The following is a 15,691-nucleotide window of genomic DNA, read 5'->3' on the forward strand; positions in this document are numbered from 1 at the left end:
GTGCAGAATTATCACATTGTGTAGCGTCGCCCCGCATCGCCCAACGAGCGCGAGCGTTACAACCGCGGCCGAGTGCTCAGCGCGGGCTCCTCGGGCGCGAGACGACCAGCCAGATGGCGACGGCCAGAAGGGCAACGGCCGGGCCGGCCACGAACGCTCCGGTCATGGCGGCTTCGACGGGGCCATCATGTGTGTTGCTGGTGCTGGTCAGCAGCAAGGTGTAGCCGCCGACTGCGCCGACGAGATAGCCGCAAAGCAAGAGCAGCACACCAATCACAATGCGCATTCGCCACCTGTCCGTGGACACATCCGAAGCCGATCCCTTCTACTCAGATACAGCACTGATTGCGGCGCCTTGAGGACGCGAGCCGGGGGACGAAAAACGCATCCAGCGTCAGCCCGCGGTAACGCTTCTTAGCCTCGGCGCCCAAGTTATCCCCAGCGTGACGCTGCCGGCGTATGGTTCAGGAATAACGCGACAGTTGCGACGGCGGCGAGCCGGGCTCTGACGCAGCATTCCCAACAACAGCGAAAGTAGCGGGCAGCGCATGGCGGCGTTGGACGATGCGACGGTTGCGCTCATCAAGATCGACTACGAGGAAAGCGACCTGACGCTCGATGCGATCGGCAAGAAGTTCGGTCGTACCGCCTCGTCGATATCGCGCATGGCGCACGAGCGCGGCTGGCTGCTGCGCTCGCTGCGGATGGGCCGGCGGCCGCGCATCAATTCGCAACTCAGCAATATGGGGCGCGCGCTCATCGCGCATCGCCTCTGCGGTGTGATCAACAAGAAGCTCGATCAGATGGAGAAGGACATGGAAAACGGCGAGCTCAGCTCCGCCGACCTCGAACGCGACGCCAAGACGATCACCTCGATGGTCGCCGGCGTGCAGAAGGTCACGACCATCCCCGACGAAGACAAGGTGAGCAAGCTTGATGGCGTCCAATCCTCTCCCGCCGACGCCGCCGATGAAGTGGCGCGACTTCAGCGCGAGATTATCGAGCGCTTTGAGCGCATCGAGAAACGCCGGCACGCTGAGCGAGGATCTGAGTGAGTTCACCGCCGCCGAGCTCCAACTCATCCTCGCGCACTGGCCGCTGTGGGCCAGAGCCGATCAGTTGCCGCCGGCAGCGGACAGTTCGGGCGATGATTGGCGCGTCTGGCTCATCCTCGGCGGCCGCGGTGCCGGCAAGACCCGCGCCGGCGCCGAATGGATCATCGCGAAAGCACATGGCCGCACGCACGATGACACCGCTCCCGCACGACGCATCGCCCTCGTCGGCGAGACGTTCGCCGATGTCCGCCGCGTCATGATCGAAGGCATCTCAGGCATACTCGCCAGCGCCTCGCCGCACGAGCGCCCGCACTTCGAGCCGTCCAAGGGCCAGCTCACGTTCGCCTCGGGCGCCATCGCGCAGATGTTTTCTGCCGAGGACCCCGACAGCCTGCGCGGGCCGCAGTTCGACGCCGCCTGGTGCGATGCGTTCGTCGGCGCCTGCCTCGAACGCGCGGGCGAAGCCTCGACGCGGTCTTTAATGGCGCGATCCTATTTGCGCTGGGGCGAGAAGATCGAGCACGCTCGTTACGGCGCGCTGGTCGTTCTATCGCGCGGCAGCGATCCTGGCGCAGGCCACATTGGCTTCCTCGTCGGCGAGACGCCGCAGCACGTCGTTCTGCTCGGCGGCAATCAGGGTGATGCCGTGAGCGTCGCTGCATATCCGAAGACGCGATTGCTCAGCATTCGCTGGCCGCAATCGGCGACCATCACGCCGCCGGTGCAGCAGCCCGATACGGCGCAAGCTACAGCGCAATTCGATGAGGCGCTTCGTCATGTCTTGGAGATGGAGGGCGGATTTTCAGATGATCCGCACGATCCCGGCGGACCGACCAACAAGGGCATCACGCTGCGCGTGCTCGCCGCGTGGAAAGGCGTTGCACCGGACAGCAGCCTGAAAGCTGAGCTGCGGCACATCCCAGACTCAACCGTGCGCGACATCTATTTGCAACGCTACTGGCTCCCCGCGCATTGCGATGAGTTCCCTCCACAGCTCGCGTTCTTCCACTTCGATGCGGCGGTGAACCACGGCGTCACCGGAGCGATGCGCCTGTTGCAGCGCGCAGCCGGCACCGACGCCGACGGTGAAATCGGCCCCAACACCCGCGCCGCCATCGCCGCTGTTCCCGCGGCGGAGCTTATCCGCCGCTACGCCGACGTTCGCCGCGCCCGCTACCGCGCGCTGCCGCACTTCTGGCGCTTCGGGCGCGGGTGGCTCGCGCGCGTCGACAAGACTCTGACGCGCGCGCTCGCGATCGAACCCCAGCCGATACCGCAAACCAAAATCGCTGAAGGAGCCCCTGACATGACCCAAGCGACGGACGAATCTACGAGCAGCGAACCGCAGGTCACCGCGAAGTGGTGGGGCCAGTCGGTCACCATCTGGGGCGCTATCATCACCGGTCTCTCCACGGTGCTGCCGACGCTCGGACCGGCCCTCGGTATCGACATCACCGGTGACCTAGTGCGCGAGCTTGGCAACAACATCGTGCTGACCGTGCAGGCTGTCGGCGGTTTGATCGGAACCTTGATGACGATCTACGGCCGCATGCGCGCGACGACGCCGCTCGCGCAGCGCAACGTGCAGCTGAAACTCTAATTCGGCGACGCTCCGGGTGGCATTCATGGCTGGTTCAGCCGCGAGCGATTAACCATCCGCTTATGGATGCCACTCATTTTTTTTCATCAGGCACATGCTTCGGATCATCGCGTCGTTTTTTCTCCTCGCCTGCATTTCCCCGTTAGCCTCGTCAGCAGACCGGACCTGCATCACCGATTGGTCGGTCGCAGCGCCCATCGTGCACAAGGAAAAGCTGACGACAGTCGAAGCGCTCTCGCGCATCGCATCGGACAGGTTGTCGGGCAGCGTCATCGTTCGCACGGCCTTGTGTGAGGAGCAGGGCGAATTCTCCTACCGTATCATCATGCGGGATGCGCAGGGGCGTCTCTCGACGCATATCGTCGACGCGCGAACGCCGTTTTCCCGCTAAGGCCACAGTGGGAGTTCGCGATTGCTTCTTTCCCGTCTAAGCTGCCAACGAACTGATTGCGTGCAGCTGGAGTGAAGGAGGAAGCGATGCCATACGTTGACGGCTTTGTGGTCCCAGTTCCCAGGAAAAAGCTCGACGACTATCGCAAGATGGCGCGTAAGGCGGGGAAGGTCTGGATCGAGCATGGCGCGCTCGAATTCAAGGAGTGCGTTGCCGAAGACGTGCACGTCGGCAAGCGCACCTCGTTCCCGCGCAGCGTAAAGCTGAAACCGGACGAGGTGGTGATCTTCTCCTACATCGTTTTTCGCAATCGCGCCGCCCGCGACAAGGTCAACAAGAAGGTGCTCGAGGATCCGCGCCTGGCGGAGATGATGAGCGGCAAGGACGCCCCCTTTGACCTCAAGCGCATGATCTACGGTGGCTTCGAGACCCTCGTAGACCTCAAATAGGGCTGCCCCGGCCCGGGCTAGCCAAGCCTTCCTGGGCTAGGATGAATCGAGCCACCCCGCTATAGTCGCGCCAAACTTGGCCTGGGAGCGGGGGAACCGTGCGCGTTCTGGTCGTTGAGGACGATAAGGATCTAAACCGGCAGCTCGTCACCGCGTTGAACGACGCCGGTTACGCCGTCGACACGGCATTCGACGGCGAGGAGGGTTACTTCCTCGGCGACACCGAGCCCTACGACATCGTCATCCTCGACATCGGCCTGCCGAAGATGGACGGCATCTCCATCCTCGAGCAGTGGCGCCGCTCCGACCGCAAGATGCCTGTCATCATCCTCACCGCGCGCGACCGCTGGAGCGACAAGGTCGCCGGCATGGACGCCGGCGCCGACGACTACGTCGCCAAGCCATTCCACATGGAAGAGCTGCTGGCCCGCGTCCGCGCGCAGGTGCGCCGCGCCTCCGGCCACGCCAAGAGCGAGATCGAGTGCGGTCCGCTGCGCCTCGACACCAAGACCGCGCGCGTCACCTGCAACGGCCAGCAGATCAAGCTGACCTCGCACGAATACCGCCTGCTCGCCTACATGATGCACCACAACGGCCGCATCGTTTCGCGCACCGAGCTGGTCGAGCACCTCTACGAGCAGGACTTCGACCGCGATTCGAACACGATTGAGGTGTTCATCGGCCGCCTGCGCAAGAAAATCCCCGTCGATGTCATTGAGACTGTGCGCGGACTCGGCTACCGCCTTAGCGAGACGCCGCCTGAAGCCTAGTCGGATTACCGGGGATTGACCCTGACCGGTTTCGGCGGCCCGATTGGGCGGGCCTTCGAATCGGGGCACTAGAGAGCGCATGCGATTCAACTCGCTCGCCTTCCGACTGTTCGCCACCGCCGCGGCTTGGACGCTGCTGGTGTTGCCGATTGCCGGCTTCATTATCTATGGCCTCTACCGCGACGACGTGCAGGCGAGCTTCGACGGCCAGCTGCTGAAGCTCGTCAACGCCATCACCGTCGATTCGATGGGCTCCTCCGGCGACACCCAGCCGCTGCCGCCGAGCAACCTCTACGAGCCGCTGTTCGAGGTGACGCATTCCGGCTGGTATTGGCAGATCACGCCGCTTTCTCCAGCCAATGGCCGCAAGCTCGTTTCACCCTCGCTCGCCACATGGTCTCTGCCATCGCCCGCCGCCAAGTCGGTAAAGCCGGACGAGACCGGCGCGCGCTGGATGAATGTCAAAGGCCCGAAGGGCGAGCCGCTGCGCATGGTCGAGGTCATCGACACGCTCGGCCACGAGCCCGGCAAGCCGACTTATTCAATCGTCGTTGCCGGCCCGCAGGATTGGCTCGACCACCTCGTCGCCAACTTCCGCTATCGCCTGACCACCGCGCTCGCGCTGGCCGGTCTCGGCCTCGTAGCCGTGACGCTGTTTCAGGTCCGTTTCGGTCTGCTGCCGCTGCGCCAGATCGGCACCGGCCTGACGCAGATCCGCAATGGTACTGCAACTATTCTCGAGGGCGATCTGCCCGCCGAGATCGAGCCGCTGCAGTCGGAGCTGAATGCGCTCATCCGCTCCAACCAGGCGATCGTCGACCGCGCGCGCACGCAGGTCGGCAATCTCGCGCATGCGTTGAAGACCCCGCTCGCCGTCATCGCCAACGAAGCCCGCACCGACAAGACCGGTCTCGGCGACAAGGTGATCGAGCAGGCCGAGATCATGAAGCAGTCGGTGACCCGATACCTTGACCGCGCGCGCATGGCAGCCCGCGTGGGTGTCATTGGTCGCGTCACGCCTGTCGGCCCGGTGGTGGAGCCTCTGGTGCGCGCCCTCCAGCGTATCCATCAGGAGAAGGGCGTCGTCATTCACGTCGACTGCCCGCCCGACGCCCGCTTCTCCGGCGAGAAGCAGGACTTGGAGGAGATGCTCGGCAACCTGCTCGACAACGCCTGCAAGTGGGCCAAGCATGAAGTCGATCTCAAGGTCGAAGTCCCCCCGTCCACCTCGCGCGCCCGCAATCGCCGCATCGCCATCACCGTCTCCGACGACGGCCCGGGTCTCACCGACGAGCAGCGCGCGCGCATCGGCAAGCGCGGTTTGCGCCTCGATGAGACCAAGCCCGGCTCCGGCCTCGGTCTCTCGATCGTGATGGAGCTCGCCCACTCCTACGGCGGCACCTGCGATCTAGCCCGCGCCAAGCAGGGCGGCCTCGCCGTGCATCTCAGCCTCCCGGCGGGGTGATTTTTCCCAAGCTTTCCGCCGCAATGGCGCCCGCTTTCTGTCACGGCCCGTGCACATTCGTTGGCTAGTCGGCTAAGCTGCGGGCAAAAGCACGAAAGGCGAGGCGAGGCCGACGCCTTTGGGGAGACGACTTATGCGCAGGGCACGTTTCGCGGCGATACTTTGCTTTCCGGCTCTTTTCGCCGGCTGCAGCAGCGATACGCCTCACCAGGATGCCGGGCTTCTCACCGGCGCCGTCGCCGGCGGCATCATCGGCAATCAGGTCGGCAAGGGCTCCGGTAACGTGCTCGCCACTGTGGCTGGCGCCATGATCGGCGGCATCGTCGGCAGCGAGATCGGCCGCTCCATGGACGAGCAGGATCGCCGCCTCGCCGAGCAGGCCGAATATGCAGCGCTCGAGGAGGGCCAGTCCGACCGTCCGCGCCGCTGGCGCAACCCCGACAACGGCCGCTACGGCGATATCACTCCCGGACGGCCCTATAAGCGCGCAGAACTCGACTGCCGCGACTACACCCACACCGTTTATATCGACGGCCGCCCGCGCACGATGCGTGGCACCGCCTGCCGCAACCGCGACGGCACCTGGTCGAACGTCGTCGGCTGAGCGCGAAGCCCGCCACGATCAACCAAATCTGATCGTCGCCATAAGGTCGGCCGCTAAGTCGCGCTAGCCCAGCGATTTTCCTCGATTATTTTGCACTGCGGCAGAAATCTTGCCGCGGCCTTGCGGGCTTGTCAGTTCGCCTCCCGCGCCCTATTCCAGCCCCCAGCGGGGTTCGGATAACGGCATGGCGTTGTTTTTCCTTTTTGCAGTTCTGGCGGCGGCGGTCGTGTGGGCGGTGACGCGGCCATTGATGGCACCGACGTCCGTGTCCGGCGAACAGCCTGAGGACAACGAGATCGCCGTTTATCGCGATCAGCTCGCCGAGATCGAGACTGAGCGCGCCGATGGCCTTCTGGGCGGCGCCGAAGCCGAGGGTGCGCGCATCGAGCTTGCCCGCCGTCTCATCCGCCGCGCCGAGAGCCAGCAGCTGAGCCAGCGCACCCCGGCCTCCGAGAAAAGATTTAGCAAGCTGGCGCTGTACGCCGCGGCCAGCCTGCCGGTCATCGCGGTCGCGGTCTACCTCGCGATCGGATCGCCGCTCATCCCAAGCCAGCCGTACGCTGCTCGCCTCGACACCCCGCTCGAGCAGGCGACCGCCTCCGATCTCGTCGCCCGCGTCGAAGCCCATCTGCGCCAGCACCCTGAGGATGGCCGCGGCTGGGATGTGCTCGCCCCCGTCTACATGCGCATGGGCGACTTCACCCAGGCCGCCGATTCCTTCCAGCGTGCGATCCGTCTCCTCGGCGAGTCGCCCAAGCGCCTCGCCGGGTTCGCCCGCGCCAGCATCATGCTGCAGAACGGTGTCGTCACCGAGCCGGCACGCAAGGCTTACGAGAAGCTGCGCACGCTTGAGCCGCAGTCTATCGAACCGCAAGTCTGGCTGGCGATCGCCCGTGAGCAGGATGGCGACCTGAAGGGGGCCGAGGCCGAGTATCAGCGTCTCCTCCAAGGCGCCGAGGAACCCTGGAAGGGATTGCTCACCGCCCGCCTCGGTGCGGTAACGGCGCAGCTCTCCGGCAAGGCGCCGCCGCAACCGCAACCGCCTGCCGCCGCTGAAGCGCCGATGTCGGAGCCGTCCCCTGACGCCAAGGCCGCAGTTGGCGCCATGAGCCCCGACGATCAGCAGAAGTTCATCGGCCAGATGGTCGACGGGCTCGCGGCGCGCCTGAAGCAGAACGGCGACGACCTGGATGGTTGGAAGCGCCTCGTTCGCTCATATGTAGTACTGGGACGCCGCGACGAAGCGCTGGCTGCATTGACCAGCGCGCGCGGGCAGTTTGCCGGAAACGAAAGTTCTCTGGCCCAGCTCAACGAACTCGCCCAAAGCCTCGGGCTCGGCTCATGAGCACAGTGAAGGAGACGGCATGACGCGGAAGCAGCGGCGCGGCGTTCTGATCGGTGTCGGCGTTGGCGTGCTCATGCTGGCGGTCGGGCTCGTCCTGTTCGCGCTTCGTGACTCGATCGTCTTCTTCCATACGCCGAGCGATCTTGCCGAAAAGCCCATCGCCGTCGGACAGCGCTTCCGCCTCGGCGGCCTCGTCGCTGACGGATCTGTGAAACGCGGGCAGGGCACCAAGGTCGACTTCGTCGTCACCGACACATTGAAAACCGTTCCGGTGGAATACGAAGGCGTGCTGCCCGACCTCTTCAAGGAAGGGCAGGGCGTCGTCGCCGAAGGCAAGTTCAACGACGGCGGCGTCTTCATTGCCGACAGTGTGCTCGCCAAGCACGATGAGAACTACATGCCTCCCGAGGTCGCCAAGGCCCTCGAAGCCAAAGGCGTGAAGCTCGGCAAGGGCGCCGTCCATCCTGGGGAGGCAACGCAGTGATCATCGAGCTCGGTCATTTCGCGCTGGTGCTGGCGCTGCTGGTCGCCATCTTCCAGATGGTCGTCCCGGCCTACGGCGCCCACGTGCGCGATCCCCGCATGATGGCCGTCGCCGAGCCGGCAGCCATGTGCCAGTTCGGCCTGCTGCTCGTGTCGTTTCTGGCGCTGATGCAAGCCTACGTGACGTCCGACTTCTCCGTCGCCAACGTCGCCGCCAATTCGCATTCGACCAAGCCGCTGCTCTATCGCATTTCCGGCGTGTGGGGGAACCACGAAGGGTCGATGGTGCTGTGGGTGCTGATCCTCGCGCTGTTCGGCGCCGCCGTCGCCGCCTTCGGCCGCAACCTTCCGGCGACCCTGAAGGCGAACGTGCTCGCCGTGCAGTCGTCGATCGCCGTCGCCTTCATCCTCTTCATCCTGCTGACGTCGAACCCGTTCCTGCGCATCGATCCCGCGCCCGCCGACGGCAACGGCTTGAACCCGATCCTGCAGGACCCCGCGCTCGCCTTCCATCCGCCGTTCCTCTACGCCGGCTACGTCGGTTTCTCGATCGCCTACTCGTTCGCCGTCGCAGCGCTCCTTGACGGACGCATCGATGCCGCCTGGGCGCGCTGGGTGCGCCCGTGGACGTTGGCCGCTTGGATGTGCCTGACGATTGGCATCGCCATGGGCTCCTGGTGGGCCTACTACGAACTCGGCTGGGGCGGCTGGTGGTTCTGGGACCCGGTCGAGAATGCTTCCTTCATGCCCTGGCTCGCCGGCACGGCGCTGCTGCATTCCGCGCTCGTCATGGAAAAGCGCGATGCGCTGAAAGTCTGGACGGTGCTGCTCGCGATCCTCACCTTCTCGCTGTCGTTGATGGGCACCTTCCTCGTGCGCTCGGGCATTCTGACTTCGGTGCACGCATTCGCCGTCGACCCCAAGCGCGGCGTCTTCGTGCTCGCCATTATGACGCTGTTCACCGGCGGCGCGCTCGCCTTGTTTGCGCTGCGCGCACGCGATCTGCGCCAGGGTGGCATCTTCGCGCCCATCAGCCGCGAAGGCAGTCTCGTCCTCAACAACATCCTGTTGACGGTCGCCTGCGCCACCGTGTTCGTCGGCACGCTCTACCCGCTGGTGCTGGAATCTCTGACCGGCGATAAGATCTCCGTCGGCCCGCCCTACTTCGACTGGACCTTCGGCCCGCTCATGGTGCCGCTGCTGATCGTGCTGCCGTTCGGCCCGTTCCTCGCTTGGAAGCGAGGCGATGCCTACGCCGCTGCGCAAAGGCTGGCATTTGCCGCGGTGCTCGCGCTGGTGCTGATGGCAATGGGCTGGGCGTTCATCCATCGCGGACCAGCGCTTGCGCCATTTGGATTGGCGCTGGGCGTATTCGTCATGGCCGGCTCGATCTCCGATCTCGCATGGCGCGCGCGCTTTGGCAGTGTGCCGTTTGCCGAAGCATGGCGCCGCCTCGTCGGCCTGCCGCGCTCCGCCATCGGAACGGCGCTCGCACACTTCGGCGTCGGCATGCTCGTCATCGGCGTCGTCGCCACCAGTGCCTATCGCGAGGAGCGTATCCTCGTCATGAAGCCGGGCGAGGAGGTCAGGGTCGCCGGCTACAACCTGACGTTCCGGGGCGTGGCGCCAGCAAGCGGCCCCAACTATCGCGAGGAAGTAGGCGTATTCGACGTCACCCGCGGCGGCGCGCCGGTTGCGCGCCTGGAGCCCTCGCGCCGTACCTATGACATGCCCCCCATGCCCACCACCGAATCCGGCATCCATCCGGGCTGGCGCGGCGATCTCTATGTCGTTCTCGGCGATGCGCAGACCGCGGGCGGTTACGCGGTCCGCATCTACTTCAATCCGTTCGTGCGCTTCATCTGGCTCGGCGCGCTCGTGATGTTCATCGCCGGCGGCATCTCCCTATCGGATCGTCGCTTGCGTGTCGGCGCTCCCGGGCGCGCGCGGCGCATCGCAGTGGCGCCTGCCGAATGAGACGGAGAGCTTCCATCACCGCCTTCGTGATGCTCGCAGTGATGAGCGCAACCAGCGCTCTCGCCGTCGAGCCGGATGAGATCCTGCCCGATCCGGCGATGGAGGCTCGCGCCCGCGAGATATCCGCCGGGCTGCGCTGCCTCGTCTGCCAGAACCAGTCGATCGACGACAGCAACGCGCCCCTGGCACGCGATCTGCGACTGCTCGTGCGCGAGCGCCTGCAGGCGGGCGACACCAATGCCCAGGTCGTCCAGTTCGTCGAGGATCGCTACGGCGAATTCGTGCTGCTCAGCCCGCCGCTCTCCTGGCGCACCGTGCTGCTGTGGGCCGCGCCGCTGTTCGCCCTGATCCTTGCAGTTTGGATCAGCGTACGCGCATGGAGCCGCCGACAGTCTCAAGCTGTCGCTACCGCGCCGGCAGCGCCTCTCTCCCCAGAGGAAGAAAAGAAGCTGCGCGAGATCCTCTCGGCGGGTGACGAAAAGCCGTCGGCCTGAAGCCTAGCGCGGACCGCTTGCGGCCGTTGTTCTGGCACCGCTGATCTTTCCCGTCACCAGCTGGCTCTCGCCGTTGATCGACTGCAGCAGGCTGATCGTCGCCAGCCCCGTTACCGGCATGTGCGCGGCGCGCTGATAGCCCTCGATCGCCAGCTTGAGGGCAGGGCAGTAACGTCCATCGCGCGGCCCCTGATAGAGCGTGCGGGCCGCCAGCGCCTCCTGCAGGTCCTTGATCTGTCTGCGGCTTGTCATCGTGTCGGCAGTGAGGAAATCGGCAAGTCGCGGCGCGAACGCCTGCGCGTTGACGCCCGTATTGGCCACATCGTCCGACTTGAATCGATGCAGCACCTCGCCGTTCAGCATGATGACCTTCGACTGCACGTAAGTGCCGACGTTTATGCCGACCACTTCCGGGCCATCGGCGCCGTCCACCAAGAGCGGCGAGCCGGACGACGCCGCGCCCGTATCGCAGGTGTGCAGGAGGAGTTGATCGGGATTGTTGAAGTCCCGCTTGATCGTTGCCCAGTCGGCATCGGCGTAATCGCGTTTGACCCCGCATCCGGTGCCGAGCATCGGCTGCCACTTCGGCAGATCGCGGTGATAGGCGATGTTGAATACACGCCCTTTATCCGCGAGCTTCATGACCTCTTGCACTGACCTGGCGCTGACCTTCAGCACGCCAGCGCTGCATGCGGGCTTCGCCAGCCGCACCATTGCCCAGTCGCGCGTTGCGTCGATTGGCGGGCGCGCGCTGAGGCTCGACGAACCCGAACTCACGTTCGCTTCCGAGCCGCCATCGGAAGCCCCCGCGATCCTCACGCTCTGGTTCGTGCCGTGCAGTTTGAACGACAGGTCGTTCAACTGCAGGGGCTTCTCGCCGTTGGTGCGGTAAAGGCAGTGCGCCGCCGTCATCACGACATCAGGCGCGACGCAGAACGCTGTGCAGATCGATTGTGACCGCGTATCGAAAAAAACGCCGACCCTTGTCCCAATTTGAAGCAGTGCTTCAGGAAGCGGTGTCCTTTGGTCGAGGCCGAAGACCGAGGCGCCAGCCGGCGCGGTGGCAGCCATCAGGATCGCGAGCCCGCCAAATCGCGCTGCAGTCCCTAGACGTTGAAATTTCAAAGCAAAAAAACTCGATACGCGCCTCATACGCCTCGCCCCAGCGGTCTGGCCATGGTGAACGCCCCCTTTATTACCAACTGTTAAGGCAATCGAAAGGCTGCCGTAATCCCCGTTTCGCTAGGCCTCTAGCTGAGGAGTTCCCCTGCTTCGCCAAAATGGAGGTTCGTGCGCATGGCAACCCAACCCAGCTCGCCAGAGGTGGTAGCAAAGAGTGGGCCAACGAGAACGATGGGCCGCGACTTGCGGCGACTGGCTGCTGTGGCTGTCGTCGGTGCCGGTCTTGTCGGTCTCGGCATGGCCGAATACTCGGCCCCCGCGGTCGCCCAGTTCAAACCGGGCACGCCGGCCGAGACGCTGTCGTTCGCTGAGATCGTCGAGCGCGTTAAGCCGGCGGTCGTTTCGGTTTCTACGACCAACGAAGTGAAGGTCGCCGACAAGCGCGGCGGTGGTGGTCGTCCGTTCGAGGGCATCCCGGGCCTGCCCGAGGATCACCCGCTCAACGAGTTCTTCAAGAACATGCCGCAGGGCCCTGGCGGACAGACACCGCAGCGTCCGCGTCAGGCCGCTGGCTCTGGCTTCGTCGTCTCGCCTGATGGCTACATCGTCACTAACAACCACGTCATCGACGGCGCCACCAAAGTGAAGGTGAGCTTCGACGATCAGGAAGAGATCGACGCCAAGATCGTCGGCACCGATCCGCGCACCGACATCGCGCTTCTGAAGATCGAGCCGAAGAAGCCGCTCACGGTCGTGAAGCTTGCCGATAAGAACCCGCGCGTTGGCGATTGGGTTCTTGCCGTCGGCAATCCCTTCGGTCTCGGTGGCACAGTGACGGCGGGTATCGTGTCCGCGCTCGCCCGTAACATCGGCGGCCCGTACGATTACATGCAGATCGACGCTGCCGTGAACCACGGCAACTCTGGCGGCCCGACCTTCAACCTCGAAGGCGACGTCGTCGGCGTCAACACGGCGATCTACAGCCCCACGGGCGGCAACGTCGGCATCGCCTTCGCTGTCCCGGCCGACACTGTAAAGCGCGTCGTCGAGCAGCTCGAGAAGGGCGGCAAGGTGAGCCGCGGTTGGCTTGGCGTGAAGATCCAGAACATCGACAAGGATCTTGCCGGCAGCCTCGGTCTCAAGGAGCCCAAGGGCGCGATCATCAGCGAGGTGATGTCTGACGGTCCTGCCGCCAGCGCCGGCCTCAAGGTTGAGGACGCGATCCTTCAGGTCGACAACAAGGCCATCGAGGACAGCCGCGATCTGGCCCGCACCATTGCTGACCTGCCGGCCAAGTCGACCGTCGACGTCAAGGTGTGGCGCGACAAGGGCGAGAAGGTTCTCAAGGTGAAGCTTGGCACCTATCCCGCCAACGCCGAGGCTGCCGAAGACACCGAGCAGCCCGAGGAGCAGAAGGATCTCGGCGGCAACGTCGACCTGAAGCAGCTCGGCCTCAGCGTCAAGGCTGGCGCCGGCAAGGATGGCGGTGTCGTCATCTCCGACGTCGACCCGAACTCAGATGCCGCCATGAAGGGCATCAAGGAAGGTGACGTCGTCCTCAAGGCTGGCAACGAGACGGTGAGCACGCCGCAAGACGTGGCCAAGGCCGTCAAGAAGGCCCAGGACGATGGTCTGCCCGCCGTGATGTTCCACATCAAGAAGAACGGCGACCAGACGGTCCTCGTCGCCATCCCGCTCGGCAAGAGCTGAGTTGGGCGGCACGACTGAACGATGACGGCGGCCCGCACCCTCAAGACAGAGTGCGGGCCGCCTCGACGTTCAGGGCCTGGCAAGGCACAATACGAATCGAGGATCCCCCTCGATAACGCTGAGCGGTGAGACGATGCACGTGCTTGTGGTCGAGGACGACCGGGAAACCGCCCAATTCCTGCAGAAGGCCCTGAAGGAGAGCGGCCACGCTGCCGACCTTGCCGAGGATGGCGAGACGGGGCAGACGCTGGCCGAGCAGGGCGTCTACGACGTGCTCATCGTCGACCGCATGCTGCCGCGCCTCGACGGTCTCAGCATGATCCGCGAACTGCGCTCCAAGGGAAATCGCACCCCAGTGCTCATTCTCTCCGCCCTCGGAGAGGTTGACGACCGCGTCAAGGGATTGCGCGCCGGCGGCGACGATTACCTGACCAAGCCCTATGCCTATTCCGAGTTGCTCGCCCGTGTCGAAGCCCTGGCCCGCCGCGGCGCGCCGGAGGAACAGGAGACGCGCTACGTCGTCGACGGCCTCGTGCTCGACCGTCTGTCCCACCGCGTCACGCGTGATGGCGAGCCGATCCAATTGCAGCCGCGTGAATACCGCCTGCTCGAATACCTGATGAAGCACGCCGGCCAGGTGGTCACGCGCACCATGCTGCTCGAACACGTGTGGGACTATCACTTCGATCCGCAAACCAACGTCATCGACGTCCACGTCTCGCGGCTTCGGGCCAAGATCGACAAGAACTTCGAAAAGCCTTTGCTGCACACCGTGCGCGGGGCCGGATATACGATCCGCGATGGCTCTGCCTGAACGCATTCATCGTGCCCTCTCGACCACATCGTTCCGGGTTGCGGCCATCACCGTTGCCGCATACCTGGCGTTTGCCGGTCTGGTCGTTGGCGTTCTCCTCTGGCAGACCAATCGCGTCCTGACGAGCCAGGTGCTGGCAACGCTCAATGGCGAAGCGCAACTGCTGAAGGCCGAAGCGCAAGCGGGCGGCGGTCCCGCCATCGTGCGCGCGGTCGAAACGCGCAGCCGGTCCGGTGCTCCCGGTCTCTACTATCTCGCCGATGCATCGGGCACGAAACTCGCCGGCAACCTCAGTCGCTTGCCGCCCGAGATCGTAGGCAGCCCCAACGGCGGCGTGTTCCGCTACGCGCCCGATGCCATCAGCACGACTGAAAATCTCGCCGTCGCCATCCCCGTGGACATCGGCGGTGGCCTGCAGCTCATCGTCGGCCGCGATGTCGAAGATCAGCGTCGCTTCGCCGGAGAGATGGGCACGGTCTATTTTCTCGCCCTCGGCTTCCTCACCCTCGGTGGTCTCGTTGCCGGCTTCGCCATCAGCCGCGTTGCCCTGCGCCGCATCGAGACGATAAATGTCACCGCGCGCTCGATCATGGCCGGCGATCTTACGCGCCGCATCGCCCTCAGCGGCGCCGCCGACGAATACGACGCGCTTGCCGCCAACCTCAATGACATGCTCGACCGTATCGAAGCGCTGATGAACGGTCTGCGCGAAGTCTCCGACAACATCGCGCACGACCTGAAAACGCCGCTCACGCGCCTGCGTAACTCCGCCGAGGCGGCGTTGCGCGATTCCGGCGAGGTCGCCTACCGCGAAGGTCTCGAGCACACGATCGAGAAGGCCGACGAACTCATCAAGACGTTCAACAGCCTGCTGCTGGTCGCGCGCCTCGAAGCCGGTGCCCTCGAAGGGAACGCCGAACGCTTCGATGTCGGCAGCGCCGTGCGCGACGTCGCCGAGCTTTACGAACCCGTCGCCGAGGAGCGCGGCATGCTGCTCGACGTCAATATCGGCGCTGGACCCGAGTTCACCGGAAACCGCCAGCTCATCGTGCAGGCTGTGGTCAACCTCATCGAAAACGCCATCAAGTACTCCGGCAAGCCCGATCCCAAACGCGAACTCTCCATCTCGATCGACCTGCGCGACAATCCCGACGACATCGAGATCGTCGTCGCCGACAATGGACCGGGAATCGCCCTCGAAGATCGCGAACGCGTCCTGAAGCGCTTCGTCCGCTTGGAAAAGAGCCGCACCGAACCCGGAACCGGCCTCGGCCTCAGTCTCGTTCAGGCCGTGGCCCGTCTGCACGGCGGCGCCGTGCGGCTCGAAGACAACGCGCCAGGCTTGCGCGTGGTGTTGCAGCTTCCGAAGCGGGCTCTCGGCAGATAAGAAGGGTCGCCAGCCTAAACTCAAG

The 15,691-nt window shown here is 64.8% G+C and carries 16 protein-coding genes; 14 read left to right on the top strand and 2 right to left on the bottom strand.

Features of this window, described 5'->3' with window-relative positions:
- Nucleotides 1-76: 76 nt before the first annotated feature.
- Nucleotides 77-286 (bottom strand): hypothetical protein, encoded by a 210-nt coding sequence (locus NDB2M4_RS16220; protein WP_072376928.1) that lies wholly within the window; start codon nt 284-286, stop codon nt 77-79.
- A gap of 262 nt (nt 287-548) precedes the next feature.
- On the opposite strand from NDB2M4_RS16220, the gene NDB2M4_RS16225 reads away from it, so the two are divergent.
- The 11 genes from NDB2M4_RS16225 (at nt 549) to NDB2M4_RS16275 (ending at nt 10,633) form a co-directional block, all read left to right on the top strand.
- On the top strand, nt 549-1,055 hold the full coding sequence (locus tag NDB2M4_RS16225) for a hypothetical protein (RefSeq protein ID WP_072376930.1): 507 nt from the start codon (nt 549-551) through the stop codon (nt 1,053-1,055).
- A complete protein-coding gene (locus NDB2M4_RS16230) occupies nt 1,009-2,655 on the top strand; it encodes a TIGR02594 family protein (RefSeq protein WP_072376932.1) in 1,647 nt (548 codons plus the stop codon). Before NDB2M4_RS16225 ends, NDB2M4_RS16230 begins: the two co-directional genes overlap by 47 nt.
- A gap of 94 nt (nt 2,656-2,749) precedes the next feature.
- On the top strand, nt 2,750-3,046 hold the full coding sequence (locus NDB2M4_RS16235) for a PepSY domain-containing protein (protein ID WP_072376934.1): 297 nt from the start codon (nt 2,750-2,752) through the stop codon (nt 3,044-3,046).
- A gap of 86 nt (nt 3,047-3,132) precedes the next feature.
- Nucleotides 3,133-3,495, top strand: coding sequence for a DUF1428 domain-containing protein (locus NDB2M4_RS16240; RefSeq protein ID WP_072378217.1), 363 nt, complete (start codon nt 3,133-3,135; stop codon nt 3,493-3,495).
- A gap of 98 nt (nt 3,496-3,593) precedes the next feature.
- Entirely contained in the window at nt 3,594-4,265 is a 672-nt protein-coding gene (locus NDB2M4_RS16245; protein ID WP_072376936.1) for a response regulator transcription factor, read from the top strand.
- A 79-nt stretch (nt 4,266-4,344) separates the two neighbouring features.
- Nucleotides 4,345-5,730, top strand: coding sequence for an ATP-binding protein (locus tag NDB2M4_RS16250; RefSeq protein ID WP_072376938.1), 1,386 nt, complete (start codon nt 4,345-4,347; stop codon nt 5,728-5,730).
- Nucleotides 5,731-5,863: 133 nt separating this feature from the next.
- Entirely contained in the window at nt 5,864-6,334 is a 471-nt protein-coding gene (locus NDB2M4_RS16255) for an RT0821/Lpp0805 family surface protein (RefSeq protein ID WP_072376940.1), read from the top strand.
- 184 nt (nt 6,335-6,518) lie between these two features.
- Complete coding sequence (gene ccmI / locus NDB2M4_RS16260; RefSeq protein ID WP_072376942.1) at nt 6,519-7,679, top strand: c-type cytochrome biogenesis protein CcmI; 1,161 nt, start codon at nt 6,519-6,521, stop codon at nt 7,677-7,679.
- Nucleotides 7,680-7,698: 19 nt separating this feature from the next.
- Nucleotides 7,699-8,163, top strand: a complete 465-nt coding sequence (ccmE, locus tag NDB2M4_RS16265) for a cytochrome c maturation protein CcmE (protein WP_072376944.1) — start codon at nt 7,699-7,701, stop codon at nt 8,161-8,163.
- Nucleotides 8,160-10,139, top strand: coding sequence for a heme lyase CcmF/NrfE family subunit (locus tag NDB2M4_RS16270; RefSeq protein ID WP_072376946.1), 1,980 nt, complete (start codon nt 8,160-8,162; stop codon nt 10,137-10,139). Before ccmE ends, NDB2M4_RS16270 begins: the two co-directional genes overlap by 4 nt.
- Complete coding sequence (locus tag NDB2M4_RS16275; protein ID WP_072376948.1) at nt 10,136-10,633, top strand: cytochrome c-type biogenesis protein; 498 nt, start codon at nt 10,136-10,138, stop codon at nt 10,631-10,633. The genes NDB2M4_RS16270 and NDB2M4_RS16275 overlap by 4 nt, the downstream gene beginning before the upstream one ends.
- Before the next feature lie 3 nt (nt 10,634-10,636).
- Here NDB2M4_RS16275 and NDB2M4_RS16280 read toward each other — a convergent pair whose 3' ends face one another.
- Nucleotides 10,637-11,704, bottom strand: a complete 1,068-nt coding sequence (locus NDB2M4_RS16280) for a trypsin-like peptidase domain-containing protein (RefSeq protein WP_072376950.1) — start codon at nt 11,702-11,704, stop codon at nt 10,637-10,639.
- 282 nt (nt 11,705-11,986) lie between these two features.
- Here NDB2M4_RS16280 and NDB2M4_RS16285 point away from each other — a divergent pair, with 282 nt between their 5' ends.
- The 3 genes from NDB2M4_RS16285 (at nt 11,987) to NDB2M4_RS16295 (ending at nt 15,666) form a co-directional block, all read left to right on the top strand.
- Nucleotides 11,987-13,465, top strand: a complete 1,479-nt coding sequence (locus NDB2M4_RS16285; protein ID WP_083556501.1) for a Do family serine endopeptidase — start codon at nt 11,987-11,989, stop codon at nt 13,463-13,465.
- Nucleotides 13,466-13,598: 133 nt separating this feature from the next.
- Complete coding sequence (locus tag NDB2M4_RS16290) at nt 13,599-14,279, top strand: response regulator transcription factor (RefSeq protein WP_072376954.1); 681 nt, start codon at nt 13,599-13,601, stop codon at nt 14,277-14,279.
- Nucleotides 14,266-15,666 (top strand): sensor histidine kinase, encoded by a 1,401-nt coding sequence (locus NDB2M4_RS16295; protein ID WP_072376956.1) that lies wholly within the window; start codon nt 14,266-14,268, stop codon nt 15,664-15,666. Before NDB2M4_RS16290 ends, NDB2M4_RS16295 begins: the two co-directional genes overlap by 14 nt.
- The last annotated feature ends 25 nt before the right edge of the window (nt 15,667-15,691 follow it).

Source organism: Hyphomicrobium sp. NDB2Meth4 (assembly GCF_900117445.1).
Classification (GTDB): domain Bacteria; phylum Pseudomonadota; class Alphaproteobacteria; order Rhizobiales; family Hyphomicrobiaceae; genus Hyphomicrobium_A.